The sequence below is a fragment of the Shewanella sp. MR-4 genome (assembly GCF_000014685.1).
Lineage (GTDB): Bacteria > Pseudomonadota > Gammaproteobacteria > Enterobacterales > Shewanellaceae > Shewanella.
In genome coordinates this window covers 4,233,800-4,259,809 of the sequence record NC_008321.1, presented here as the reverse complement: position 1 = coordinate 4,259,809, position 26,010 = coordinate 4,233,800, and the positions used below count along the sequence as shown (strand labels likewise).

Annotated in this window: 18 protein-coding genes, 1 tRNA gene and 6 rRNA genes; 11 read left to right on the top strand and 14 right to left on the bottom strand. The window is 48.6% G+C overall.

Features of this window, described 5'->3' with window-relative positions:
- Positions 1-5: 5 nt before the first annotated feature.
- The 7 genes from SHEWMR4_RS18615 (at position 6) to rrf (SHEWMR4_RS18585) (ending at position 9,548) form a co-directional block, all read left to right on the top strand.
- Positions 6-2,898: ribosomal RNA gene (locus tag SHEWMR4_RS18615) — 23S ribosomal RNA — on the top strand.
- 221 nt (positions 2,899-3,119) lie between these two features.
- Positions 3,120-3,235 (top strand): 5S ribosomal RNA (gene rrf / locus SHEWMR4_RS18610).
- 33 nt (positions 3,236-3,268) lie between these two features.
- Positions 3,269-3,344 (top strand) — tRNA-Thr (locus SHEWMR4_RS18605).
- A 34-nt stretch (positions 3,345-3,378) separates the two neighbouring features.
- Positions 3,379-3,494: ribosomal RNA gene (gene rrf / locus SHEWMR4_RS18600) — 5S ribosomal RNA — on the top strand.
- A 1,062-nt stretch (positions 3,495-4,556) separates the two neighbouring features.
- A 16S ribosomal RNA gene (locus SHEWMR4_RS18595) occupies positions 4,557-6,099 on the top strand.
- 310 nt (positions 6,100-6,409) lie between these two features.
- Positions 6,410-9,302 (top strand): 23S ribosomal RNA (locus SHEWMR4_RS18590).
- 130 nt (positions 9,303-9,432) lie between these two features.
- Positions 9,433-9,548: ribosomal RNA gene (rrf, locus tag SHEWMR4_RS18585) — 5S ribosomal RNA — on the top strand.
- The 16S, 23S and 5S rRNA genes sit together here with 1 tRNA gene alongside, the layout of an rRNA operon.
- Before the next feature lie 221 nt (positions 9,549-9,769).
- Here the strand turns inward: rrf (SHEWMR4_RS18585) and hemB are convergent.
- The 12 genes from hemB to rraA all read right to left on the bottom strand — a co-directional run bounded on the left by hemB (position 9,770) and on the right by rraA (position 20,489).
- Positions 9,770-10,780, bottom strand: coding sequence for a porphobilinogen synthase (gene hemB / locus SHEWMR4_RS18580; RefSeq protein ID WP_011624289.1), 1,011 nt, complete (start codon positions 10,778-10,780; stop codon positions 9,770-9,772).
- 9 nt (positions 10,781-10,789) lie between these two features.
- Positions 10,790-12,667, bottom strand: coding sequence for a diguanylate cyclase (locus tag SHEWMR4_RS18575; protein WP_011624288.1), 1,878 nt, complete (start codon positions 12,665-12,667; stop codon positions 10,790-10,792).
- Complete coding sequence (locus tag SHEWMR4_RS18570; protein WP_011624287.1) at positions 12,660-13,463, bottom strand: TatD family hydrolase; 804 nt, start codon at positions 13,461-13,463, stop codon at positions 12,660-12,662. The genes SHEWMR4_RS18575 and SHEWMR4_RS18570 overlap by 8 nt, the downstream gene beginning before the upstream one ends.
- Positions 13,463-13,993: a hypothetical protein gene (locus tag SHEWMR4_RS18565; RefSeq protein WP_011624286.1), complete on the bottom strand. Its 531-nt coding sequence runs from the start codon at positions 13,991-13,993 to the stop codon at positions 13,463-13,465. The genes SHEWMR4_RS18570 and SHEWMR4_RS18565 overlap by 1 nt, the downstream gene beginning before the upstream one ends.
- 44 nt (positions 13,994-14,037) lie before the next feature.
- Entirely contained in the window at positions 14,038-14,787 is a 750-nt protein-coding gene (gene tatC, locus SHEWMR4_RS18560) for a twin-arginine translocase subunit TatC (protein ID WP_011624285.1), read from the bottom strand.
- A 2-nt stretch (positions 14,788-14,789) separates the two neighbouring features.
- Positions 14,790-15,233 carry a Sec-independent protein translocase protein TatB gene (gene tatB, locus SHEWMR4_RS18555; RefSeq protein WP_011624284.1) on the bottom strand — a complete coding sequence of 148 codons (444 nt, stop codon included), beginning with the start codon at positions 15,231-15,233 and terminating at the stop codon, positions 14,790-14,792.
- A gap of 6 nt (positions 15,234-15,239) precedes the next feature.
- Positions 15,240-15,497, bottom strand: coding sequence for a Sec-independent protein translocase subunit TatA (gene tatA, locus SHEWMR4_RS18550; RefSeq protein WP_011624283.1), 258 nt, complete (start codon positions 15,495-15,497; stop codon positions 15,240-15,242).
- 59 nt (positions 15,498-15,556) lie between these two features.
- Positions 15,557-17,206, bottom strand: coding sequence for a ubiquinone biosynthesis regulatory protein kinase UbiB (ubiB, locus tag SHEWMR4_RS18545; RefSeq protein WP_011624282.1), 1,650 nt, complete (start codon positions 17,204-17,206; stop codon positions 15,557-15,559).
- On the bottom strand, positions 17,203-17,823 hold the full coding sequence (locus SHEWMR4_RS18540; RefSeq protein WP_011624281.1) for an SCP2 domain-containing protein: 621 nt from the start codon (positions 17,821-17,823) through the stop codon (positions 17,203-17,205). The genes ubiB and SHEWMR4_RS18540 overlap by 4 nt, the downstream gene beginning before the upstream one ends.
- A complete protein-coding gene (ubiE, locus tag SHEWMR4_RS18535) occupies positions 17,823-18,578 on the bottom strand; it encodes a bifunctional demethylmenaquinone methyltransferase/2-methoxy-6-polyprenyl-1,4-benzoquinol methylase UbiE (RefSeq protein ID WP_011624280.1) in 756 nt (251 codons plus the stop codon). Before ubiE ends, SHEWMR4_RS18540 begins: the two co-directional genes overlap by 1 nt.
- A gap of 241 nt (positions 18,579-18,819) precedes the next feature.
- Positions 18,820-19,872, bottom strand: a complete 1,053-nt coding sequence (locus SHEWMR4_RS18530; protein ID WP_011624279.1) for a formimidoylglutamase — start codon at positions 19,870-19,872, stop codon at positions 18,820-18,822.
- Positions 19,873-20,003: 131 nt separating this feature from the next.
- Positions 20,004-20,489, bottom strand: a complete 486-nt coding sequence (rraA, locus tag SHEWMR4_RS18525; protein ID WP_011624278.1) for a ribonuclease E activity regulator RraA — start codon at positions 20,487-20,489, stop codon at positions 20,004-20,006.
- A gap of 324 nt (positions 20,490-20,813) precedes the next feature.
- Here rraA and SHEWMR4_RS18520 point away from each other — a divergent pair, with 324 nt between their 5' ends.
- From SHEWMR4_RS18520 to SHEWMR4_RS18505, 4 genes are all read left to right on the top strand, one after another.
- Entirely contained in the window at positions 20,814-21,062 is a 249-nt protein-coding gene (locus SHEWMR4_RS18520) for a YgjV family protein (RefSeq protein ID WP_041408907.1), read from the top strand.
- Between the two features lie 355 nt (positions 21,063-21,417).
- On the top strand, positions 21,418-21,930 hold the full coding sequence (locus SHEWMR4_RS18515) for a phosphatase PAP2 family protein (protein WP_011624276.1): 513 nt from the start codon (positions 21,418-21,420) through the stop codon (positions 21,928-21,930).
- A gap of 73 nt (positions 21,931-22,003) precedes the next feature.
- Positions 22,004-23,044, top strand: a complete 1,041-nt coding sequence (locus tag SHEWMR4_RS18510; RefSeq protein ID WP_011624275.1) for an MJ1255/VC2487 family glycosyltransferase — start codon at positions 22,004-22,006, stop codon at positions 23,042-23,044.
- Between the two features lie 140 nt (positions 23,045-23,184).
- Entirely contained in the window at positions 23,185-24,771 is a 1,587-nt protein-coding gene (locus SHEWMR4_RS18505) for a hypothetical protein (protein ID WP_011624274.1), read from the top strand.
- Positions 24,772-24,835: 64 nt separating this feature from the next.
- On the opposite strand, the gene SHEWMR4_RS18500 is transcribed toward SHEWMR4_RS18505, so the two are convergent.
- Both SHEWMR4_RS18500 and SHEWMR4_RS18495 read right to left on the bottom strand, forming a co-directional pair.
- Positions 24,836-25,273: an energy transducer TonB gene (locus SHEWMR4_RS18500; RefSeq protein WP_011624273.1), complete on the bottom strand. Its 438-nt coding sequence runs from the start codon at positions 25,271-25,273 to the stop codon at positions 24,836-24,838.
- 91 nt (positions 25,274-25,364) lie between these two features.
- Positions 25,365-25,976, bottom strand: coding sequence for a DedA family protein (locus SHEWMR4_RS18495; protein WP_011624272.1), 612 nt, complete (start codon positions 25,974-25,976; stop codon positions 25,365-25,367).
- Positions 25,977-26,010 lie beyond the last annotated feature (34 nt).

Here is a 26,010-nt window from a genome sequence, read left to right as displayed (position 1 = left end):
TGTATGGTTAAGCGACTAAGCGTATACGGTGGATGCCTTGGCAGTCAGAGGCGATGAAGGACGTAGTAACTTGCGAAAAGCGTTGGCGAGCTAGTAACAAGCATTTGAGCTAACGATGTCCGAATGGGGGAACCCAGCAGCATAAGCTGTTATCACTGCATGAATACATAGTGTAGTGAGGCAAACGAGGGGAACTGAAACATCTAAGTACCCTTAGGAAAAGAAATCAACCGAGATTCCCCTAGTAGCGGCGAGCGAACGGGGATTAGCCCTTAAGTCAGAGGGGTGTTAGTGGAATGGTCTGGAAAGTCCAGCGGCACAGGGTGATAGCCCCGTACACGAAAACTAACCTTTGATGAAAACGAGTAAGGCGGGACACGTGATATCCTGTTTGAATATGGGGGGACCATCCTCCAAGGCTAAATACTCCTGACTGACCGATAGTGAACCAGTACCGTGAGGGAAAGGCGAAAAGAACCCCTGTGAGGGGAGTGAAATAGAACCTGAAACCGTATACGTACAAGCAGTGGGAGCGGTACTTGAGACCGTGACTGCGTACCTTTTGTATAATGGGTCAGCGACTTACGTTTTGTAGCGAGGTTAAGCGAATAGCGGAGCCGTAGGGAAACCGAGTGTTAACTGCGCGTTTAGTTGCAAGGCGTAGACCCGAAACCCGGTGATCTAGCCATGGGCAGGTTGAAGGTTGAGTAACATCAACTGGAGGACCGAACCGACTAATGTTGAAAAATTAGCGGATGACTTGTGGCTGGGGGTGAAAGGCCAATCAAACCGGGAGATATCTGGTTCTCCTCGAAAGCTATTTAGGTAGCGCCTCGGACGAACACCTTTGGGGGTAGAGCACTGTTAAGGCTAGGGGGTCATCCCGACTTACCAACCCTTTGCAAACTCCGAATACCAAAGAGTGCTATCCGGGAGACAGACGGCGGGTGCTAACGTCCGTCGTCAAAAGGGAAACAACCCAGACCGTCAGCTAAGGTCCCAAAGTGTATGTTAAGTGGGAAACGATGTGGGAAGGCTTAGACAGCTAGGATGTTGGCTTAGAAGCAGCCATCATTTAAAGAAAGCGTAATAGCTCACTAGTCGAGTCGGCCTGCGCGGAAGATGTAACGGGGCTAAACATACCACCGAAGCTACGGGTGCAATCCATTAGGGTTGCGCGGTAGAGGAGCGTTCTGTAAGCCGTTGAAGGTGAAGGGGTAACCCACGCTGGAGGTATCAGAAGTGCGAATGCTGACATGAGTAACGATAAAGGGGGTGAAAAACCCCCTCGCCGAAAGACCAAGGGTTCCTGTCCAACGTTAATCGGGGCAGGGTGAGTCGACCCCTAAGGCGAGGCCGAAAGGCGTAGTCGATGGGAAACAGATTAATATTTCTGTACTTCCGCTAACTGCGATGGAGAGACGGAGAAGGCTAGGCTAGCGCGGCGTTGGTAGTCCGCGTTTAAGGTGGTAGGTGGGTGACTTAGGCAAATCCGGGTCACTATACACTGAGAGCTGATGACGAGTCCCCAAGGGGATGAAGTAGTTGATGCCATGCTTCCAGGAAAATCTTCTAAGCTTCAGGTTAGCGGGAATCGTACCCCAAACCGACACAGGTGGTCGGGTAGAGAATACCAAGGCGCTTGAGAGAACTCGGCTGAAGGAACTAGGCAAAATGGTACCGTAACTTCGGGAGAAGGTACGCTGCTGTTGGTGATGGGACTTGCTCCCTAAGCTGACGGCAGTCGCAGATACCAGGTGGCTGCAACTGTTTATCAAAAACACAGCACTGTGCAAAATCGCAAGATGACGTATACGGTGTGACGCCTGCCCGGTGCCGGAAGGTTAATTGATTGGGTTATCGCAAGAGAAGCTCATGATCGAAGCCCCGGTAAACGGCGGCCGTAACTATAACGGTCCTAAGGTAGCGAAATTCCTTGTCGGGTAAGTTCCGACCTGCACGAATGGCGTAATGATGGCCACGCTGTCTCCAGCCGAGACTCAGTGAAGTTGAAATTGCGGTGAAGATGCCGTATACCCGCGGCTAGACGGAAAGACCCCGTGAACCTTTACTATAGCTTGGCACTGAACATTGACCCTACATGTGTAGGATAGGTGGGAGACTTTGAAGCGGGAACGCTAGTTCTCGTGGAGTCGTCCTTGAAATACCACCCTTGTAGTGTTGATGTTCTAACTTGGGCCCCTAATCGGGGTTAAGGACAGTGCCTGGTGGGTAGTTTGACTGGGGCGGTCTCCTCCCAAAGAGTAACGGAGGAGCACGAAGGTTGGCTAAGTACGGTCGGACATCGTACGGTTAGTGCAATGGCATAAGCCAGCTTAACTGCGAGACAGACACGTCGAGCAGGTACGAAAGTAGGTCATAGTGATCCGGTGGTTCTGAATGGAAGGGCCATCGCTCAACGGATAAAAGGTACTCCGGGGATAACAGGCTGATACCGCCCAAGAGTTCATATCGACGGCGGTGTTTGGCACCTCGATGTCGGCTCATCACATCCTGGGGCTGAAGTCGGTCCCAAGGGTATGGCTGTTCGCCATTTAAAGTGGTACGCGAGCTGGGTTCAGAACGTCGTGAGACAGTTCGGTCCCTATCTGCCGTGGGCGTTGGATGATTGAGGGGAGTTGCTCCTAGTACGAGAGGACCGGAGTGAACGAACCGCTGGTGTTCGGGTTGTCATGCCAATGGCATTGCCCGGTAGCTATGTTCGGAATCGATAACCGCTGAAAGCATCTAAGCGGGAAGCGAGCCCCAAGATGAGTCATCCCTTGGACTTTAAGTCCACTAAAGAGCCGTTCGAGACTAGGACGTTGATAGGTCAGGTGTGTAAGCGTTGTGAGGCGTTGAGCTAACTGATACTAATGACTCGAGAGGCTTAACCATACAACCCAGATGGGTTTTGCTAAGTAGTACTTAGACGAATACAAACACTTAAGAAGTGGCACTCAATACAGCTTTCTAAATTAACAAATAAAGGTTAATTACGCAGGTAATGGTACGGCAGACAAAGCCGTGACGAGCGAAGGGCGGAGTGTACGGTAGTACATGAGCACTGGAGTGAGGAAACAATGCCGTCAGACGTAGAATTAACCAGTAAGAATTTGCTTGGTGACAATAGCATTGTGGTCCCACCTGATCCCATCCCGAACTCAGAAGTGAAACGCAATCGCGCCGATGGTAGTGTGGGGTCTCCCCATGTGAGAGTAGGTCATCGCCAAGCGCCTAATTAAATCATCATTGATGATAAAGAATTGCTGATATGGCTCAGTCGGTAGAGCGCATCCTTGGTAAGGATGAGGTCCCCAGTTCGATTCTGGGTATCAGCACCATACAATCTAGTGTGTTGTCCTAGAGCTAAATTTGTTTGGTGACAATAGCATTGTGGTCCCACCTGATCCCATCCCGAACTCAGAAGTGAAACGCAATCGCGCCGATGGTAGTGTGGGGTCTCCCCATGTGAGAGTAGGTCATCGCCAAACGCTAAATTAAGAAAGGCCACCTGATTAGGTGGCCTTTTTGCTTTTCTAAATTTTTCTTTACTACGCCCCTTGTACAACGTATTCAGTCATTGGCCCTCTGTGTGCACGAGTATGCTTTCGATTCGCGATTCATAATGATTTGAGCTTTGAATCAGGCCGTAACATTGCCCTTTCTCTTCGCCCAATGTCGCGATGTACTCTTGTCTTGTCAATTTGCTCCATCTTATAGGAGCAAGCACGAGCCTTCGACTGCCCCTCCCATAGAGCCCACTATAAAGACAAGATGTGTATCGTTCTATTTAATGCAATGCGAAGGATTTAAGATTTAAGAAGAGAATGCATAACTCCATTGAACAGGGTTTTGTTGTGAATGACATAATTAGGCTGTCTTATTTCTAGAAGTCCTGTTTCGAAATTACAGTATCATTTAAAACATCGATGCTTTAATTCACTTTAAATAACCTTATATTGCAAGCGACCAACTACCCGAATTGCGGCTTACCACGATAGTTAAAATTTTAGGATGTGGATAACTTTGGGGGTAAGTAGTGGGTAGGGTGTGCCTAGTTTGGGTGTAAAAAGCGATTTGAAAAATAATACGAAAAACTTGAAAAAAGCCCTTGCACAAAAAGTTCTGCTGCCTATAATGCGCATCCACTGACACGGCAGACAGCGAAAGCAAGCGCGGTGACAGTTCGAATAGAATGCAAAATGTGCAGTTGATTCGAAAGCCTCAAGAAGTTTGCAAAAACGCCTTGACGCGACACGGGAAATGCGTAGAATACGCAGCCCTGACCCGCTGAGCGGTAGCGCGAAGTGAATGGTCAAATGCTCTTTAACAATCTAAACAAGAAATCTGTGTGGACACTCACAGGTGTTGAGTTAATCGAAATTACTCTGCCGTTTGGCGAGTAATCAAAATTTAAATCAATGAATGAGTGTTCATAGCAATATGTACATACAGTAATGTATGGATTGAAACGCGATGCTTCTTAGTGAGCAAAGCGAATCAAAACAGTAGAATTCATTGAGTCGTTTAACGCGAGTTAAACAAAAAACTTTTAATTGAAGAGTTTGATCATGGCTCAGATTGAACGCTGGCGGCAGGCCTAACACATGCAAGTCGAGCGGCAGCACAAGGGAGTTTACTCCTGAGGTGGCGAGCGGCGGACGGGTGAGTAATGCCTAGGGATCTGCCCAGTCGAGGGGGATAACAGTTGGAAACGACTGCTAATACCGCATACGCCCTACGGGGGAAAGAGGGGGACTTTCGGGCCTCTCGCGATTGGATGAACCTAGGTGGGATTAGCTAGTTGGTGAGGTAATGGCTCACCAAGGCGACGATCCCTAGCTGTTCTGAGAGGATGATCAGCCACACTGGGACTGAGACACGGCCCAGACTCCTACGGGAGGCAGCAGTGGGGAATATTGCACAATGGGGGAAACCCTGATGCAGCCATGCCGCGTGTGTGAAGAAGGCCTTCGGGTTGTAAAGCACTTTCAGTAGGGAGGAAAGGGTAAGTCTTAATACGGCTTATCTGTGACGTTACCTACAGAAGAAGGACCGGCTAACTCCGTGCCAGCAGCCGCGGTAATACGGAGGGTCCAAGCGTTAATCGGAATTACTGGGCGTAAAGCGTGCGCAGGCGGTTTGTTAAGCGAGATGTGAAAGCCCCGGGCTCAACCTGGGAATTGCATTTCGAACTGGCAAACTAGAGTCTTGTAGAGGGGGGTAGAATTCCAGGTGTAGCGGTGAAATGCGTAGAGATCTGGAGGAATACCGGTGGCGAAGGCGGCCCCCTGGACAAAGACTGACGCTCAGGCACGAAAGCGTGGGGAGCAAACAGGATTAGATACCCTGGTAGTCCACGCCGTAAACGATGTCTACTCGGAGTTTGGTGTCTTGAACACTGGGCTCTCAAGCTAACGCATTAAGTAGACCGCCTGGGGAGTACGGCCGCAAGGTTAAAACTCAAATGAATTGACGGGGGCCCGCACAAGCGGTGGAGCATGTGGTTTAATTCGATGCAACGCGAAGAACCTTACCTACTCTTGACATCCAGAGAATTCGCTAGAGATAGCTTAGTGCCTTCGGGAACTCTGAGACAGGTGCTGCATGGCTGTCGTCAGCTCGTGTTGTGAAATGTTGGGTTAAGTCCCGCAACGAGCGCAACCCCTATCCTTATTTGCCAGCGCGTAATGGCGGGAACTCTAGGGAGACTGCCGGTGATAAACCGGAGGAAGGTGGGGACGACGTCAAGTCATCATGGCCCTTACGAGTAGGGCTACACACGTGCTACAATGGCGAGTACAGAGGGTTGCAAAGCCGCGAGGTGGAGCTAATCTCACAAAGCTCGTCGTAGTCCGGATTGGAGTCTGCAACTCGACTCCATGAAGTCGGAATCGCTAGTAATCGTGGATCAGAATGCCACGGTGAATACGTTCCCGGGCCTTGTACACACCGCCCGTCACACCATGGGAGTGGGCTGCAAAAGAAGTGGGTAGCTTAACCTTCGGGAGGGCGCTCACCACTTTGTGGTTCATGACTGGGGTGAAGTCGTAACAAGGTAGCCCTAGGGGAACCTGGGGCTGGATCACCTCCTTACCTATACGACTAACTCGATGTTTGTTGAGTGTTCACACAGATGGCTTGTTGAACTTCTCGAAAGAGGAGGGAGAGCGAAATGCGCCGCGTGCCGGTAAGCATTGTTCTTTAACAATTTGGAAAGCTGATAGTAATTAATGCAATGATGTCTGTCGTTGTGTTAATACGAAAAAATTGAGTTCTTAAAACACTTTTTAAGTGTCTTGAATATTCAAGTCTAAGGCGAGTCCATCTTCTTGGTCGAAGATGAGACAAGTAAAACCAGCTGGTCGCAACGACGCAAGTGATGTGAAACTCATTTGGGTTGTATGGTTAAGCGACTAAGCGTATACGGTGGATGCCTTGGCAGTCAGAGGCGATGAAGGACGTAGTAACTTGCGAAAAGCGTTGGCGAGCTAGTAACAAGCATTTGAGCTAACGATGTCCGAATGGGGGAACCCAGCAGCATAAGCTGTTATCACTGCATGAATACATAGTGTAGTGAGGCAAACGAGGGGAACTGAAACATCTAAGTACCCTTAGGAAAAGAAATCAACCGAGATTCCCCTAGTAGCGGCGAGCGAACGGGGATTAGCCCTTAAGTCAGAGGGGTGTTAGTGGAATGGTCTGGAAAGTCCAGCGGCACAGGGTGATAGCCCCGTACACGAAAACTAACCTTTGATGAAAACGAGTAAGGCGGGACACGTGATATCCTGTTTGAATATGGGGGGACCATCCTCCAAGGCTAAATACTCCTGACTGACCGATAGTGAACCAGTACCGTGAGGGAAAGGCGAAAAGAACCCCTGTGAGGGGAGTGAAATAGAACCTGAAACCGTATACGTACAAGCAGTGGGAGCGGTACTTGAGACCGTGACTGCGTACCTTTTGTATAATGGGTCAGCGACTTACGTTTTGTAGCGAGGTTAAGCGAATAGCGGAGCCGTAGGGAAACCGAGTGTTAACTGCGCGTTTAGTTGCAAGGCGTAGACCCGAAACCCGGTGATCTAGCCATGGGCAGGTTGAAGGTTGAGTAACATCAACTGGAGGACCGAACCGACTAATGTTGAAAAATTAGCGGATGACTTGTGGCTGGGGGTGAAAGGCCAATCAAACCGGGAGATATCTGGTTCTCCTCGAAAGCTATTTAGGTAGCGCCTCGGACGAACACCTTTGGGGGTAGAGCACTGTTAAGGCTAGGGGGTCATCCCGACTTACCAACCCTTTGCAAACTCCGAATACCAAAGAGTGCTATCCGGGAGACAGACGGCGGGTGCTAACGTCCGTCGTCAAAAGGGAAACAACCCAGACCGTCAGCTAAGGTCCCAAAGTGTATGTTAAGTGGGAAACGATGTGGGAAGGCTTAGACAGCTAGGATGTTGGCTTAGAAGCAGCCATCATTTAAAGAAAGCGTAATAGCTCACTAGTCGAGTCGGCCTGCGCGGAAGATGTAACGGGGCTAAACATACCACCGAAGCTACGGGTGCAATCCATTAGGGTTGCGCGGTAGAGGAGCGTTCTGTAAGCCGTTGAAGGTGAAGGGGTAACCCACGCTGGAGGTATCAGAAGTGCGAATGCTGACATGAGTAACGATAAAGGGGGTGAAAAACCCCCTCGCCGAAAGACCAAGGGTTCCTGTCCAACGTTAATCGGGGCAGGGTGAGTCGACCCCTAAGGCGAGGCCGAAAGGCGTAGTCGATGGGAAACAGATTAATATTTCTGTACTTCCGCTAACTGCGATGGAGAGACGGAGAAGGCTAGGCTAGCGCGGCGTTGGTAGTCCGCGTTTAAGGTGGTAGGTGGGTGACTTAGGCAAATCCGGGTCACTATACACTGAGAGCTGATGACGAGTCCCCAAGGGGATGAAGTAGTTGATGCCATGCTTCCAGGAAAATCTTCTAAGCTTCAGGTTAGCGGGAATCGTACCCCAAACCGACACAGGTGGTCGGGTAGAGAATACCAAGGCGCTTGAGAGAACTCGGCTGAAGGAACTAGGCAAAATGGTACCGTAACTTCGGGAGAAGGTACGCTGCTGTTGGTGATGGGACTTGCTCCCTAAGCTGACGGCAGTCGCAGATACCAGGTGGCTGCAACTGTTTATCAAAAACACAGCACTGTGCAAAATCGCAAGATGACGTATACGGTGTGACGCCTGCCCGGTGCCGGAAGGTTAATTGATTGGGTTATCGCAAGAGAAGCTCATGATCGAAGCCCCGGTAAACGGCGGCCGTAACTATAACGGTCCTAAGGTAGCGAAATTCCTTGTCGGGTAAGTTCCGACCTGCACGAATGGCGTAATGATGGCCACGCTGTCTCCAGCCGAGACTCAGTGAAGTTGAAATTGCGGTGAAGATGCCGTATACCCGCGGCTAGACGGAAAGACCCCGTGAACCTTTACTATAGCTTGGCACTGAACATTGACCCTACATGTGTAGGATAGGTGGGAGACTTTGAAGTTGGAACGCTAGTTCTGATGGAGTCGTCCTTGAAATACCACCCTTGTAGTGTTGATGTTCTAACTTGGGCCCCTAATCGGGGTTAAGGACAGTGCCTGGTGGGTAGTTTGACTGGGGCGGTCTCCTCCCAAAGAGTAACGGAGGAGCACGAAGGTTGGCTAAGTACGGTCGGACATCGTACGGTTAGTGCAATGGCATAAGCCAGCTTAACTGCGAGACAGACACGTCGAGCAGGTACGAAAGTAGGTCATAGTGATCCGGTGGTTCTGAATGGAAGGGCCATCGCTCAACGGATAAAAGGTACTCCGGGGATAACAGGCTGATACCGCCCAAGAGTTCATATCGACGGCGGTGTTTGGCACCTCGATGTCGGCTCATCACATCCTGGGGCTGAAGTCGGTCCCAAGGGTATGGCTGTTCGCCATTTAAAGTGGTACGCGAGCTGGGTTCAGAACGTCGTGAGACAGTTCGGTCCCTATCTGCCGTGGGCGTTGGATGATTGAGGGGAGTTGCTCCTAGTACGAGAGGACCGGAGTGAACGAACCGCTGGTGTTCGGGTTGTCATGCCAATGGCATTGCCCGGTAGCTATGTTCGGAATCGATAACCGCTGAAAGCATCTAAGCGGGAAGCGAGCCCCAAGATGAGTCATCCCTTGGACTTTAAGTCCACTAAAGAGCCGTTCGAGACTAGGACGTTGATAGGTCAGGTGTGTAAGCGTTGTGAGGCGTTGAGCTAACTGATACTAATGACTCGAGAGGCTTAACCATACAACCCAGATGGGTTTTGCTAAGTAGTACTTAGACGAATACAAACACTTAAGAAGTGCAACTCAATACAGCTTTCCGAATTCATTTACTGCCTGCGTGAGATAAGACGGGTAAGTAAATACCAAATTTGCTTGGTGACAATAGCATTGTGGTCCCACCTGATCCCATCCCGAACTCAGAAGTGAAACGCAATCGCGCCGATGGTAGTGTGGGGTCTCCCCATGTGAGAGTAGGTCATCGCCAAGCGCCTAATTAAACGATAAAGCCAGCTGAATAAGCTGGCTTTTTTGTTTTCGCGCTTTCCTTTTTATTATCTTCCTTCCTTTTATTCGCCTCTGCGAAGACGATATTCATTGCCTGCTTATCGATTTGAACGATAAAGCCGTAGATCTAAGAGCTTTGTTCGGGACAATGAAAAGGGCAGCGTATGGCTGCCCTTTATGCTTAGAATTGGTTTTTAAGCCTGATTATTTAGCTTCTTTTAGCCACTGTGCTGCACGTTTAGCGAAGTAGGTAAGGATGCCATCTGCGCCAGCGCGTTTGAAGCATAGCAGCGATTCCATGACGATGGCCTTTTCCGCTAACCAACCATTTTGAATGGCTGCCATATGCATGGCATATTCGCCACTGACTTGGTAAGCGAAGGTAGGCACGGCTAATTCGGTTTTTACGCGATGAACGATATCTAGGTAAGGCATACCAGGCTTCACCATTACCATATCTGCACCTTCTTGGATGTCTAGTGCCACTTCATGCAAGGCTTCATCGCTGTTGGCTGGATCCATTTGATAGCTATGTTTATTGCCACCTTTTAAGTTGCCTGCTGAGCCTACTGCATCACGGAAGGGACCATAGTAGCTTGAGGAGTATTTGGCTGAATAGGCCATGATTTGGGTGTTGACATGGCCAGCGGCTTCGAGCGCTTGGCGAATCGCACCTATGCGACCATCCATCATGTCCGACGGGGCAACAATATCTGCACCCGCTTCGGCATGAGAGAGTGCTTGTTTCACTAAGATCTCTGTAGTGATGTCATTCAGGATATAGCCTGTTTCATCGATAATGCCGTCTTGACCGTGGGTGGTGAAAGGATCTAAGGCCACGTCAGTCATGATACCCAGTTGTGGGAAGGCCTTTTTCAGTTCACGCACGGCGCGTTGCACTAAAGCATCGGCATTGTAGGCTTCTTCTGCCATCAGCGATTTCTTCTCGGCAGGGGTAACTGGGAACAGCGCTATTAACGGAATACCGAGTTCAACTAGCTCTTCGGCTTCTTTTAATAGTAAGTCGATAGAGTAGCGTTCAACCCCTGGCATAGAAGCGACTTTTTCGCTGCGATTAGTGCCTTCAAGCACAAACATGGGGTAGATCAAGTCATTGACTGTTAGGTGATTCTCTGCCATCAGGCGACGGCTAAAGTCATGTTTGCGCATGCGGCGCATTCTGCGCTGAGGGAAGGCACTGGTAATGATGTTCACATTAGACTCCTAAGTAGGTTCTGTTTGTGCTGGCGCATACAATTTAACTTGATTGCGTCCGCTATTTTTTGCCTGATAGAGCGCCTTGTCGGCTTGCTCTAATAATTCGGTACTGTGTTGGTCGTTACTGATGACGTCGGCACTGACACCGATACTCACGGTCAAGGGAATGGGCTTGCCTTCCCATGCTAGGCCGATACTGGTCACTGCATCTCTTATATTTTCAGCGACTTGAAGAGCGCCATCCGCAGTCGTATTGGGGAGAATAATAGCAAACTCTTCACCACCAAAACGTGATACTAGATCGGTTGGTCGTTTTAAATGTTGCTGCAAGGTTGTCGCTATCACTTTTAATGCCTGATCCCCTGCTAGGTGGCCGAATTGATCGTTGATGGATTTAAATCGGTCGATATCCAGCATTAATAAGGCAATAGGGGTTTCTTGGCGACGGCTAATCCGGCTCTCTGCGAGCAGTCGTTTATCGAAGGCGCTGCGGTTTTTTACTCCGGTTAAGCTATCGATAGTGCTCTGCTCGGTAAGTTTTTGGTTAACTTCATGCAATTCGCGCAGGGTTATCTCAAGCTCTAGCGTGCGTTCTTGCACCATCTGCTCGAGCCTTTCATTGGTTTCGGCTTCCACTTTCAAGGCTTCCTCGCGTGCACTACGGATCTTTTGTGCTTGTTTTAGCGCTTCCTGTTGAATGCGTAGCTTGGATTTTCGTTCATCGTTATAACGAATAGCGAGTACTAGTGACATAAAGATGATCTCGAAAGTGAGTCCGAACATCACTGGTGTCTGTGGCTTGATATTGAGTTCAATAACACTCAAATAGAGTAGGCTACTGAGGCACGCGCCCGTGAGCATACTGACCCAGCCAATGGTATAGAGCTTCGCGAGTTTTTGACCATTAATGGCTTGAATCACCGCGAGTACCATCATAACGATGCTGAGTATCGCTACCGAGATAATCTCGATAGAAAGTGCGGTGCCATAGCGGATAAAAGGCACTAATAATCCAATCAAGAGGATATAAACGGCACTATAACGACATATTAATAACATACGGCGGTTATAGTATTTCAGCTGTAGGATTTTTTCGGTGAACATTAAGGCAAAGGCCATCACCAGAGGTAACAGCACGGGGATCATCAGTTGCTGTAGCGCAGGCCAATTAGGCCAGAGAAAACGGAATGCATAACCATTAATGGTGGCCACCAAGAGTGTCATGCACAGGACATAACCTGAGTAATAGCTATAGCTAAATGAACCCGAGGCGAGTGCGATAAAGAGACTGAAGATCCCTATCGCGGCGAGTACACCGAGTTGAAACCCATGTTCAATCGCCGTCGATTCGGCAATTTGGGCCAAATCATTGGCTGACCAAAGACTTAGTGGTACGGCGGCATTACCTTCGGTGACGATATGCAGATAGAAGGTGTGTTGCTCATTGGCATTCAGTTTAAAAGGATACAGAAATATATTGCTCGGCAGCGGGCGCTCCTTATAGAGCAGTGTATCCCCCATATACGATGTGTTGATGAGTTCATTATCCACTAAATGATAAAGCGTCACTTTATCCAGCAAGGGATTATCTAGGGCGAGAATACGTGAAAGGTGCTCATCGCCAGTAGTGAGGTTAACTCTAAGCCAAAAACTATGTTGATTGAGGCGTTGAATATCCTGATTGGTAAACTTGTGCCATTCCAACTTAGGTTGAGCTTGGATATCGGCTAACTGACCATCGGCATTGGAATGCGTCACCATTAACCAAGGGGTAAGGTTAAGGGGAGTGGGGGTACGCTCATCTATGCTCATAGTGTTGGCAAAGCTGCCAGTCGATATGAACATGCTGAGCAACAATACCAATAAGCCGCCGAACTTAGTCATTAGCTTGACTCAAATTAAAAAAGGCGAGGCTATTTTGATAGCACTGTTTGGCAAATTCAGCCGAATTTTCACCCCGTAAATTGGCAATATATTGCGCAATATAGGGCAAGTATTCGGGTTTGTTTTTACTGGATTTAGGTTTAGGTCGCATACTGCGTGGCAGCAGATATGGGCTGTCAGTTTCAATCAATAAACGTTCTTTCGGAATAAATGGAACCAGCTCGGCTAGCTCTAGGCCGCGTCTTTCATCACATACCCACCCCGTAATACCCAAATGTAGATCGAGGTCGATATAGGCTTCCATCTGAGCCCGGGTGCCTGTAAAGCAATGCAGTAATGCTCCGCTGAGATGAGGGCGGTATTCTTTAACAATACTCAAAAAATCATCGTGGGCATCTCGTTCATGCATGAGTACCGGTTTTTTGAGTTCAACTGCGAGTTCGAGTTGGTCGATAAACGCTTGGCGCTGGGCTGGGCGAGGGGAGAAGTCTCGGTTGTAATCGAGTCCACATTCACCGACAGCAACGACTTGTGGCGCTTGGCACAGGTTTGTTTGTAACTGTTTGGAGTCTGCTTGCCATTCGCTAGCGTGGTGGGGATGTACGCCTGCGGTGCAGTAAAGCTGTTTGGGATACTGTTGGCATAATTGAATGGCGGCGGCGCTTTCAGTTAAATCGCTGCCAATAACAATTAACGGCGAAACCCCTTGGTCCGCCGCTGCTTGTACGATTTGCGCTATGTCTGGTTCGAGTGCGCTGCCAAGCAAGTTGACAGCGATATCTATATAAGATGGCATTATTTTAGGCGTTTTACCCTCACCTTAGCATTACGACTTTCAGTGCCCATTAAGAAAGAGCCAAGCGCGGCTTTTTCGATAAAGACTTTTTCACCGACTTTGAGATTAAATTTACGGCCTTCGGTTTGTTTCCAAACTTGGCCATTGGTAAAGGTAATCTTTAAGGCGCCGTAAGGGTCTTCTGCGATAGACTCCACATCGAGATAAATTTTGTCGGTTGTATTCTCTTGGACGCGTTTAACTTCCATACCGAAATTATCTTCGACATTGGTTGCGGCAGCTGCAACAGGAGCTGCAGTCGCCACAGCTACAGGGGCAGCTGCGGGAGTGACAACGGGGGCGACTGCCATCGGGGCCGTGGTGTTATTGGCAACTGTGGTGACTTGAATGCTTGCTGCTAGGTTGTCATAGCATACCAAGCGCTCGAGCTTGTCAGTTATCCCTGCACATTGAGTTAATTGTTGCTCAATCGCGGCATTAGCCTGTGCAGATACCAGTAACACTGCACAAGTCAGTAGAGTAAAACGCATCCCAGTTTCCTTATTATTATTTTCCTCTAATGCCGATTGAGGCATTAGTCGTTCGTTGATTCTTCTTCGTCGGTCTCGTCATCAGGTTTACTGTAAAAACGAGCTGCAAATAATCCGCCTTCGAACAATAACAGCATTGGTACGGCAAGCATAGTCTGGGATATAACATCCGGTGGCGTTAACAGCATACCGACCACGAATGCGCCGACAATGATATAAGGGCGTTTTTGTTTGAGATCTTCAGGAGTGGTTACACCCGCCCAGCAAAGCAGGACTACGGCAACCGGGATTTCAAAGGATAAGCCAAAGGCAAAAAATAACTTCAGCACAAAATCGAGATAGCTGCTGATATCGGTCGCAACTTGTACTCCCTCGGGGGCTGTGTTGGCAAAGAAGCCAAATACCACAGGGAATACAATGTAATACGCAAAGGCTATTCCTAAGTAAAACAGCACTGTGCTGCTAAAGAGTAGCGGCATGACTAAGCGTTTTTCATGCTTATACAAACCGGGTGCGACGAAGGACCAAATTTGATAGAGCACATAGGGTACCGCCACAAAAAATGACAGTACCAAAGTTAGTTTGAAAGGGGCGAAGAAAGGTGCGGCCACATCGGTCGCAATCATGCTGCCACCTAAGGGCAAAGACTGCATTAAAGGGATTGCCATGTAATGGTAAATATCATTTGCCCAATACACGCTACAAATGAACACTAATAACACACTGGCAATGGATTTAAGCAGCTTGGACCTAAGTTCAAGCAAATGGCTGATAAGTGGCTGCTGTTGCGACATAATTATCCGTTAGCTTTCGGGTTAGAACGGGTATCCTCGCCCTGATTGGGTTCGCTAGTGGGGGCGGAGGAAGCCGTAGGACTCGCCTCTGAAGAAACACTCTGGCTTGCAGGATTGTGGATCTGATTTTCCTGTGCAGGAATATCTTGCACTTGGTAAGGACGATTCACAGACTGCGCTGCTTGCTTCAACTGGTCGATCGACTCTTGCAGTTCGGGTGAGAGGTTAGATAGACCTTTGCTCTCTGCTTTTTTGAGGTCGGCGTGCAATTGCTCGATCTTTAGCTCTTGCTCAAGTTCTTCTTTGACTGAGTTGGCCATGCGTTTCATCGCGCGGATCCAACCTGTTACTGAACGTACTGCAACCGGTAGACGTTCGGGGCCAAGTACCACAAGCCCCAGAACACCGATCAGCAGCAGCTCCATAAAGCCGATACCGTCAAACATAAAGAGTTACGCCTGTTCTTTGTTAGACTCAGGTTTCTTTTCAGTCGCCTGTTGGGTTGGTTGTGCAGTTTGTGCTGTTTGCACAGGTTTTGCCGCTTCAGCATCTTCTAACGCTTTCTTATCTTCTTCTGAAGACATAGCGTTTTTAAAGCCCTTAACAGCACCACCTAAATCACCACCCAAAGAGCGTAATTTCTTTGTTCCAAACAATAAGACAACGATTAACGCGATGATAAGAAGTTGCCAAATACTAATGCCACCCATGAAGGTATCCTCTTAATTGATATCGGTTCTATTATGAACCTCTGATTAATTAGTGCTAGCTAAAATTTACGATTCTTTGGCCTAGATCGCCATCCGATAATCCATAACGCTGCGCCTGAAATTAGACACACGTAAGGGCTCCACAGTGTAGCGTCTTGGTTAAACAATAACGTGCCGCAGATCAATAAAATTGCAGAAGTGATGAGCAAGTAATTACTCTTGTGTGCTTGCTGCTGATATTTCAGATACTTATCTAGCATTTGTTGCTGAGAACTCAGCAATTTCCTGCCTAATTTAAGGTTATCGTAAATTAGCTCAGGGAATTCCGGAAGCTTATCAGACCAATATGGCAGTTTTGTGGATACCTTTTTAAACATTGCCTTGGGGCCCACTTGCTCGGCCATCCATTGCTCTAAAAAGGGCTTCGCCGTTTGCCAGAGATCCAGCTGCGGATAGAGCTGACGTCCTAAGCCTTCGATGTACAGTAATGTCTTCTCGAGCAGCACGAGCTGAGGCTGTACGACGATATCGAAGTGGCGTGCGGTGCGGAACAGTTCTAATAACACGTGCCCAAAGGATATTTCATCTAACGGCTTGTTAAACATAGGCTCGCAAACGACCTTGATGGCTTGCTCGAAGGCTTGCAGATCGGTTTTTTCCGATACCCAACCCGACTCGATATACAGCTGCGCGATACGGTGGTAATCACGGTTGAAAAACGCGAGGAAGTTTTCCGCTAAATAGCGCTTATCGACTTCGCTGAGTGTGCCCATAATGCCGCAATCTAGGCCGATATAATAAGGATTCTCGGGATGATCGCGGGAGATAAAAATATTACCTGGATGCATATCGGCATGGAAAAAATTATCGCGGAACACTTGGGTGAAAAACAGCTCTACGCCACGCTCAGCCAAGAGTTTAAAGTTAGTTCCCTGTGCCTTCAGCGCGGCGATATCCGATACCGGAATACCGTAAATGCGCTCCATCACCATTAAACGTGGATAGCAAAACTCTTCGTAAACATACGGAATATAGAGCGCGTCTGAGTCGAGGAAGTTATTGCGCAGCTTAATGGCATTAAGGGCCTCAAGCTTAAGATTAAGCTCACCTAGAATGGTCACGCGGTAATCTTCAATCACCTCAGAGGGACGCAGACGATTCCCTTCACCGAGGAGATAATCGATGATCTTAGCCGTTTGCGACATCAACAACAAGTCGGCTTGGATTTTAGCTTCCACATTCGGTCGCAGCACTTTTAATACCACGGCTTTGCCGTTGGATTTGAGCGTGGCGGTATGCACCTGAGAAATCGAAGCTGAGGCTAATGGCGTCTCGTTAAAGTCGTCGAAGAAGCTCTCGATGGGGGCTTTAAGTTCGGTTTCAATCGCTTGCCGTGCCAAGGCGCCATCGAAGGGCGGGACTTTATCCTGCAACATGGCAAGTTCATTGGCCCATTCGTCGCTGAGCAAGTCGCGGCGGGTTGATAGCATTTGCCCGAGCTTAATATACACAGGGCCAAGCTCTTGCATCGCCAGCTTTAAACGCTCGCCACCGGATTTGCCTTTGTGCTTATTGCGGATCCAAAACAGGCTGTTGCGGGCGAGTTTAAAGTACCAAGGGGTCATCTTTGGCGGTAATACGTCATCTAACCCATATTGCAGTAGGGTTTTAATGACATGATAACCGCGGCGGATACTGGCAAGGGTCATGGCTTAATTTTATCTCTTAATTTGGCAATCCGTTGTTCGAGCGCTCGAGTATCATCAACTAAATCATCCATTTGATCGCGAAAATGAATGAGTTCAATCCGGTGTGGCGCAAGGCGATATTCTTCGATTGCGAGTTGCCCCAAATGCGAGCGGGTCTTACGCAGCACTTCAAATGCTAAGTTTTTGGCCTGTAGTCCCGTGCTCAGCAGTTTATGGGTTGGCCCATCGCCTAAGTAACGCGACAGTGGCTCGGCAAAATCAAACTCTATGCTACGCAGATAATGGCTGAAGCTTTGTAACAGATTGAGGTCACCTTCGAGGCTGAGCTTATCCTGTTTGATGAGTTCGGTGAGGTTAGCACCTTCTGTCACGCGGTAGAGCGTTGTGGCATCGGCATGCAGGCTGACATCCACATCGCCTTCATAGCGACTCAGTACTTGAATTTCTTTGGCGAAGACCAAGTAAATTGGCCAGCTGAGTTGTGATAACTGAATGCGAAAGACTTTGCCATGTAACTGACGCTGGCGAGCATAGGCGTCGCCAGCTTGGGTCTGAAGTTGCTTCAGACCCGTCTCAATGGCGGCGCAGGCAAGTAACACCACTTCTTGCGGCATCATTAGAATTTATAACCGCGGTGCAGGGCAACAATGCCGTCGGTCATATTGGTGTAATCGACCTGTTCAAAGCCCGCATCGACCATCATTTGCTTGAGGGTCTCTTGGTCTGGGTGCATACGAATCGACTCGGCTAAATACTCATAGCTATCCGCATCCTTGGTAATAATCTCACCCATTTTCGGCAGCACTTTAAAGCTGTATAAGTCATAGACTTTACGCATCAGCTCGTGTTGCGGCTTAGAAAACTCTAACACTAATAACTTACCGCCTGGCTTAAGCACGCGGTTCATTGAACGCAGCGCCGCGTCTTTATCGGTCACGTTACGCAGACCAAAGGCGATAGTGATGATATCGAAGTGGTTATCGGGGAAAGGCAGCGCTTCGGCGTTGGCTTGCACATAGCTCACATTGCCAACGATGCCGCGGTCACGCAGTTTAGTGCGGCCCACTTTCAGCATAGAATCGTTGATATCCGCTAATACCACTTCGCCTTTTTCACCCACCAGATGGGAGAACTTAGCGGTTAAATCGCCAGTCCCACCCGCAAGGTCGAGCACTTTCATACCAGGGCGCGCACCAGAAACTTCAATGGTGTAACGCTTCCAAAAACGGTGAATACCGAAGGACATGACGTCATTCATGATATCGTACTTGGCGGCAACCGAATGAAACACGCCGGCAACGAGATCGGCCTTTTTATCCGCCTCTACGGTTTTATAACCAAAGTGGGTATTTTTAGATTCGCCCTCAGACATCAATGTATTCCTATTGTTTTGCAAAGTATTGGTGGCGAGTGTAAGCCATCGCCTGCATTTGCTGAATCTTTGATCTATCACTCTGTGATCGAGTTAGTAAACTCTCCTCAAGGCGTTGGCTTGAGGCGTTTGGCATTCGCTAATCTTGAGTGCGCCGACTCGATAAAATGGATTGGCATTAGACCACAATATCAGGATTTGGTGAATAGCTTAGCGCCCACAAGGGCGCAAGCTTAACATGCTATTGAGCTAAAAATTGGCGCCTTGCTTGCACATAGGCATAGATTAACTCGCTGATACTCTGGCCGACATCCCTAAATCCGGCTTCAATACCCGCCTCATGGCAACTTGGCGCGGCTTCGGCCAAGTGCAAATAAGCACAAGGGCAGTGACTGGCGATATAACTGATATAGTGCGCGGCATCGAGCAGAGGAATACCCGCCGCCGTTGAGGCGCTGCTGGGCATTTTAGCAATGGCATCGACATCAAGCTCTAATCCTACGGGAAGTGCGGTGTGATTGAGTTTGTTGACTATCTGCTGCAGCGCCTCTGTGAGGCTAATCTCGCGGCGAACCCAGATCTGTTGCAGGCTATGCCAAGTACCACCAAATTCAGACAGTTGTTGTAAGTTTGCCTCGCTATTTTTGAGCTCGTGCAAGCCGAGCACATGGTAATAACCCAGCGCGCCGCGATCGGCGGCATAACTAAAACCATTACCGCTGTGACGCCCTTCGAGCAGACGAAAATCGCTGTGAGGGTCAAGATTCACTGCAGCGACTTGGCGTTGATAATGGGCCGAAGTCGCCATTAACAGACCATAGGCATTGTTGTGGCCGCCGCCAATCACTATGGGTTCAAGCCCCGCCGCTTGGATAGCGCTGACGATGCTTATCACCCGTTCATCGAGTTGCTCAACCGCCTGGCGTAAATGGGTTAGGCTCGCGCCTTCGCCGTCCTGCGCTTGTAATTGCAGATCCGCCGTATGAACTTGCCCCAAAATTAGGCATTCGGCGCCCGAAAGAAAACGATTCGACTGTAAATTCAGCCATTGGCGCATGCTGGTGGTAAAGGCATCGGTGGCGCCACCTCGGCCTAAGTTTGCTCGTGGGCCAATATCTTCCCCAACGCCTAAAATGGCAAATTGAGCGCCGTGGGCCTTGGCTGTGGCGAGTATCGCCTCGAGTGAATGCTCGTGATTAGCCAAATGTACACATTGGCCAATTTTGGTTTCACCCGCTCTCGGGCTCACTAGACTGGCCACATCGGCCTGGGTAAAGGGAATAAATTCGGACATGGATTCGTATTCTTATAGGGTAGGGACAGGGATATTGTGGCGTACCCAAGGACGAATATTCAATGGGAGTAAACTAAAAACAGCCAATAAAAAAGCCAGCTTAGCTGGCTTTCTTGTCGTGTTATTTGTCATTACTCAATGTCGAGTGGCTCTGGCGACAGGATAATGCCAGTGTTATCGGCATAGATATGATCGCCTGGGAGGAAGGTCACGCCGCCAAAGTTGACCGGAATTTCCACTTCGCCCACTGAATTGCCATCGGCACCTACTGGAATCGAGGCAAGGGCTTGAATGCCGATGTCTAATTCTTCCAGCGCATCCACATCGCGTACTGAACCGTAAACGATAATGCCTTCCCAGTTGTTGTTGACTGCGATTTCAGCGATAGAAGCATCGATCAGGGCGCGGCGTAATGAGCCACCACCGTCAACCAGTAAGACTTTACCTTGGCCATCTTCTTGTAAGACCTCGGTGATTAGGCCGTTGTCTTCAAAGCACTTAATCGTGCTGATAGAACCGCCAAAAGAGCTACAACCACCGTAGTTACTGAACATGGGCTCGACTACATCTACGACATCTAAGTACATGTCACATAGTTCTGAGGTGTTGTATTCCATATTTACACTCCTATTGATCCGCGTTGCGTACAGTTTAGCGAGTTTACGCCAGTATAAAAGGGATTACTGAAAAGAAAAGTGTTATCAATCACGGTATTGTTGCACTTGGACGTTAACACTTCTGTTGTAAGCTTTCGTCACTTAACAGGGGGTTATCCTCAAAACTTGATTTCGGTCATTAAATAACGGTTTTTTATTACAACTCTGTTGCGTGTTTTGGTATTATATCCCAAGTTTAAATTAACTTACTTAACTTATATTTGCTTTAGGGGCAAGGACCCCCCGTTACGCTTATGGACGGTAGAGGGCCTTCGAGAGGTGCCTATGGAAGCTGTAAACACAATTGAAATTATTGGTTATTTTGCCTCAGTGATGGTGGCAATTTCACTTATGATGAAGAACATCGTCTGGTTAAGATGGCTAAACTTTGTCGGTTGTACCCTGTTTGTCATCTACGGCGTATTTATTTCAGCCTGGCCTGTTGCGGGTATGAACGCCTTCGTAGCCTGTATTAATATCTATCATCTGACGAAAATTTACCGCGCCAAAGCGTTGGAACAAGCCGTCGCTTGAAAGTTTTCTAACAGTGTTGCCCGCTCTTAGCATCAGGGCAGCACTGTATCTCCCAGCCCGTTTTCCTCTCTTTGCAGTCATTACTTCATTCATCGCGATTTATTTCATCTGTGCGAATGTCATAAAACTTTAGGCCTGATGTCACTTTGCCGTCATCGGGAGTTCTTAGTCTCAGCTTAACACTGAGTACTTAAGCAATATCTGTTTAAGTCGCCATAGGGTTTAGCGTGGGGTTCTATCGTGAAATAGTCGTCTGACACGGCGTTAAAACATGCAGACGCTAACGGTTGTCGAGAGAATGCACTCATTAACATCGCCATGATACTCGCTGGCATGCCAGCAAGGAGCCTGTTTTATGTTGAGTTACATTACAGACTTAGATAAGCGCATGTTTTATCGCATTGTGGGTTTGAGCCAACGTCATGGTGTTTATGATTGGGCGAAGCGGATATCGGCAACTGGGGATGGGCATGTGTATCTGTATCTTGCTGTTGGGTTGATGCTGACACATGCCCAAGGACAGAGCCTGTTCAATCTGCTGTTAGCGAGCTTTTTGATTGAATTGCCGCTGTACTTATTACTCAAAAATAGCATTCGCCGCACTCGCCCCTGCCACGCCTTAGTTGGGTTTGAAAAGGGATTCGAACCTTCAGACAGATTCAGTCTACCTTCTGGGCACACGGCGGCCGCCTTTGTGATGGCCACGAGTGTGGCGCAGGTGTATCCCATCGCCGCCCCTTTTGCCTATGCCTGGGCGTTCAGTATTGGTGCCTCACGCGTTGCGCTAGGGGTGCATTACCCTTCAGATATTGCTGCTGGCGCCCTGTTAGGTATTGGGGCAGTGTTGCTGGTACATCCCGTGATTTAACCCAAATCAGGCGCTTATTCGTTAGGTACCTCCTTGATTCACCACTCTCTCATTCACAGTTAAAGGATAAGCAATGCGAATACTCTACGGAGTTCAAGGCACAGGGAATGGCCACCTAAGTCGTGCTCGAGTGATGGCAAAAGCCTTAATTGAGCACAATATTCAAGTCGACTTTTTGTTTTCGGGGCGCAAGCCTGAGCATTTTTTCGATATGGAGTGTTTTGGGGAGTATCGCGTACAGGCGGGAATGACCTTTGCGACTCACTCAGGACGAGTGAATGTATCGCAAACGGTGAGACAGAATTGCTCCTTGTCATTGCTTAAGGATATCCAAGCATTAGATTTGAGTTGCTATGACCTAGTGCTGAATGATTTTGAACCCGTATCCGCATGGGCGGCGAGGCGCCAAGGCGTCCCTTCCATTGGCATAAGTCATCAAGCGGCCTTGACTCACCCAGTGCCTAAGTTGGGGAGCACTTGGTTTAATGAGTTGCTACTCAACTATTTTGCGCCAGTGGATGTGGCACTGGGTTGCCATTGGCATCATTTTGGTTTTCCGATCCTACCTCCCTTTGTCGAAGTCGATGCCAGTCCTATTGAACATACCCATCAAATTTTGGTGTATTTACCCTTCGAAGAGGCGGATGCGATCGCCGAATTTTTTAAGCCTTTTACGGATTATCAGTTTTTGGTGTATCACGCTAAGCAGCCGACAGCACCGCTCGCCGACCATATTCAATGGCATGGTTTTAATCGTGACGGATTTAAACAGCACTTAGCGAGCTGCGGTGGAGTGATTGGTAATGCCGGATTTGAGTTGGCGAGCGAGGCGCTGACCTTAGGTAAGAAGTTGTTGGTCAAGCCGCTGATTGGTCAATTCGAGCAGTTGTCGAACGTGGCAGCGCTGCAATTATTGGGCGCGGGTGACAGTATGATGAGTCTAGACATGGGCGTGGTCAAACGTTGGCTCAAGGCAGCATCGCCAAGTCCCATCGCCTATCCACAGGTGGGTGATGCCTTAGTGAAATGGATTTGCAGCGGTCAGTGGCAACATACCGCGCCATTGTGTGATGACCTTTGGAGCCAAGTGAAGCTACCCGACACCTGGCGCTAACTCGAGCTAAGCTTGATGATAAAAGGCATCGTCGGCTCTAGCTGGAAATTTGGGGTTAGCGTATAATTTGGCCAATTTTGCTGTTAGCCCCAGCAGCGTGTCTATATTGGCCTAGTCTGGCCACAATTTAGTTGTCATAAATGAGCCTTAAGAAGTTTACTCAGTACAAGTTACTGTTTTTAATGTTGTTGTCCCTCGGTATTTTACTTCCTTTTATTCCTGACCAAGCCTATCACATTCCCGGCCCTGATATTGCTACGCAAAATTTGCATGTGATTGAATTTAATGATCAAGGTCAGCCACACAACGATGGACAATGGCAAGGACTCAAGGCGCGTATTTTACAACCCAATAATGGCACGGCTCCCGAGCTGCTGATTTTTGTCCACGGCTGGCACCATAGCGCTAATCCGACGGACGAAAACTTTGTCGCGTTCGAACAGTTTTATCAACAGATGGCGGCATCCGACTCCCAGCGTAACCTATTGGGTTTATACATAGGTTGGCGTGGTGACAAGCTGGATCCCTTCTGGCTCGATGGCTCAGAAGATGCCACCAGTTGGATTGAACCGCTGGATTTCCCGACCATTTTACAGCGTAAAGCCGTGGCCAAGCGCATTGGGCAAACCGGGCTATCACAGTTGCTGGATAAGCTGGATGGGTTAGTGGCTGAACATCAATTACTGCGTTATACCGTGATTGGCCACAGTCTTGGCGGCTTAGTGGTGCTGCACGCCAGTAAAGATAGAATCAAGGCGGCCATCGATAATGAGCAGGATAACCCGAATCTTTTCTTACTGTTAAACCCCGCCGCGCCGGCGCAGGATTTTAAGCCGCTCGATACGCTGATGAGCTTAGATAGGCAAAAACCGAGTATGGTGGTGCTGCAATCTAAGGGCGATTTTGCGGTAAAAGAGGCGTTTAATTACATCAAGGACGGCGAGCGGGCGCTGGGTAACTCTTGGGCTATTACCCATGATATTGATAAATGTTCTGGCGGTAATTGTTCGACGCCGATGAAGATGCCTTCGGCATTAATGGCTCACGATCAAATCCCGGGTTGTATGATGACCTTGCCGCATTCGGGTTGGAAAATCCGTGCGCGCCTGCAGGCGCGGCGCAGCGTGCAAACCTGTCCAGACGCCAATATGCAGGCAGTATGGGTGCTGGCCGTGTCCGATGAAATTGTCTCTGGGCACAATGGTATCTTGACGCCGGATCACGCTAAAGCCTTGTCCGAGGTGATGGGGATGATTGATTTGTATCGAAATCAATTGCCTAAACATGCGGTCGAAAGCCCTGCGAATGAAGATTTAGCCACGTTGACGCCAGAATCGGAAGCGGCAAGCTCGTCGGATACGCAAACAAATACGCCAGCAGAACCCGTAGTGTTAGTGGAACTGGTACCTGAAGGCGAACAACCTAAGCCACAAGATTCACAAGAGGCGCCTGAGAAGCAAACACTGATTGAGGAGCATTCCCCAGTAGTGCAGCCATCAGATGAGCACACCCTGCCGCAAGCAAAGGATGAGACTTCGAATGCAATGACTGGAGAAACGAAACAAGAGGAAGCCGAGACCACAGCTACGCCGCCAGCCATTAATGCTGAGTCTCAAACTAATGCGGAACCCCAAATTAATACAGAGCCCCAAACCGAGATAAATAACACTAAGGATACTAAACCGAATGAACCAGCTCAGCCTCAACCTAAGGTTGAGACTGAGTAAATCTGCGGGAGGATTCTCTCTGGGGGCTTGTTTAACCTTTGAGAAAATTAAATATGTTCAATGGTTAGCTACAGGCGAGTTGTGCTTGTTGCTTACATTGTTTCTCTGATTCAGCGGAAGAAGTTTCCCCAAGGCAATAGTCGAGTCTGACAGTGCGTTTCTCGGCGGTTTTAACTGTAGACGTGGGTGTCCACTTCCATGTTTTAAGTATTTGTTTTGAATATTTGCCAATCGCATAATGGGGGACAGAATTGATGACTTCAATATTTTCAGTGTCACCTGTCTCGGAAATGTCGAAGGACAGCACAGTACAACCCGCTATGCGCGAACGCGCGAGTTCTATTGGGTATTGGGGTTGCTGTGTATTGTCGCGTTCCCAAACAAAATCGCTACTCGGGCTAATATTGGTAACTTGTACATCACCATAAATATGCTTAGTTAATGCTAAGCATGGGGTGGTAAGTAGTAAAAGGGCGAGAGCGCCCCAAGCAGAAGACTTCATCTACACTCCTTGTTTATTCACTATCCGTTTAGTTAGAAGGGGAACCTAGCTGCCACTTTATCTGATCAAAACAGTGTTTGTAATATACTTTTTACTGATTTTTAACCTGAAATTTACGCCAGCTAAAATGAAGTAAAAGGACTAAAAGCAGGCTAACGATTGCCCATGTAGGGTATTTATGTTGATGATAAAACGTGAGAATAGGGGCGATTTCATCGCGGATTAACACTGGGCCTAAGCCAAAAAGCGTTACCCAAATGCTGGTGGCGAGTAGGTTGCCCATCACGAATTGCTTAAAGGGCATTTTGGCTAGCCCACAGCCAATAAACATAAACTGCTTAAGCCCTTCGACAAAGCGGCTGAGCACTAAGGCGGCAATGCCATACTGGCCAATCACACTGTGGATCTTGTCCTCAAGCTGCGGCTTTATCCAACCTTTTCGCAGCAATACCTCACCGAAGCGGCGACCGATAAAGTAGCCCAAACTGTTGCCACTCAGGGCGGCGACGCAGGCAACGATTAAGACTAATGGCAGCGACATTTGCCCCGTTGCAGCCAGTAAACTGGCGACAATCAGTAATGATTGTCCCGGTGCAGGAATACCAAATCCCTCGACGGCGATGGCCACAAAGAGCAGCAGATAACCGTATTGCTGCAACCAAGGTGTCATTTCGGTGATAAGGTGTTGTAAGGCTTCTGGCATGATTAAAACAGAGTGCGAGAATGAATCATCCCAT

Coding starts and splice junctions, on each gene's coding strand:
- SHEWMR4_RS18575 (WP_011624288.1), bottom strand. CDS start 12,667: ATGACTAAGTTCGGCGGCTTATTGGTATTGTTGCTCAGCATGTTCATA.
- SHEWMR4_RS18570 (WP_011624287.1), bottom strand. CDS start 13,463: ATGCCATCTTATATAGATATCGCTGTCAACTTGCTTGGCAGCGCACTC.
- SHEWMR4_RS18565 (WP_011624286.1), bottom strand. CDS start 13,993: ATGCGTTTTACTCTACTGACTTGTGCAGTGTTACTGGTATCTGCACAG.
- tatC (WP_011624285.1), bottom strand. CDS start 14,787: ATGTCGCAACAGCAGCCACTTATCAGCCATTTGCTTGAACTTAGGTCC.
- tatB (WP_011624284.1), bottom strand. CDS start 15,233: ATGTTTGACGGTATCGGCTTTATGGAGCTGCTGCTGATCGGTGTTCTG.
- tatA (WP_011624283.1), bottom strand. CDS start 15,497: ATGGGTGGCATTAGTATTTGGCAACTTCTTATCATCGCGTTAATCGTT.
- ubiB (WP_011624282.1), bottom strand. CDS start 17,206: ATGACCCTTGCCAGTATCCGCCGCGGTTATCATGTCATTAAAACCCTA.
- SHEWMR4_RS18540 (WP_011624281.1), bottom strand. CDS start 17,823: ATGATGCCGCAAGAAGTGGTGTTACTTGCCTGCGCCGCCATTGAGACG.
- ubiE (WP_011624280.1), bottom strand. CDS start 18,578: ATGTCTGAGGGCGAATCTAAAAATACCCACTTTGGTTATAAAACCGTA.
- SHEWMR4_RS18530 (WP_011624279.1), bottom strand. CDS start 19,872: ATGTCCGAATTTATTCCCTTTACCCAGGCCGATGTGGCCAGTCTAGTG.
- rraA (WP_011624278.1), bottom strand. CDS start 20,489: ATGGAATACAACACCTCAGAACTATGTGACATGTACTTAGATGTCGTA.
- SHEWMR4_RS18520 (WP_041408907.1), top strand. CDS start 20,814: ATGGAAGCTGTAAACACAATTGAAATTATTGGTTATTTTGCCTCAGTG.
- SHEWMR4_RS18515 (WP_011624276.1), top strand. CDS start 21,418: ATGTTGAGTTACATTACAGACTTAGATAAGCGCATGTTTTATCGCATT.
- SHEWMR4_RS18510 (WP_011624275.1), top strand. CDS start 22,004: ATGCGAATACTCTACGGAGTTCAAGGCACAGGGAATGGCCACCTAAGT.
- SHEWMR4_RS18505 (WP_011624274.1), top strand. CDS start 23,185: ATGAGCCTTAAGAAGTTTACTCAGTACAAGTTACTGTTTTTAATGTTG.
- SHEWMR4_RS18500 (WP_011624273.1), bottom strand. CDS start 25,273: ATGAAGTCTTCTGCTTGGGGCGCTCTCGCCCTTTTACTACTTACCACC.
- SHEWMR4_RS18495 (WP_011624272.1), bottom strand. CDS start 25,976: ATGCCAGAAGCCTTACAACACCTTATCACCGAAATGACACCTTGGTTG.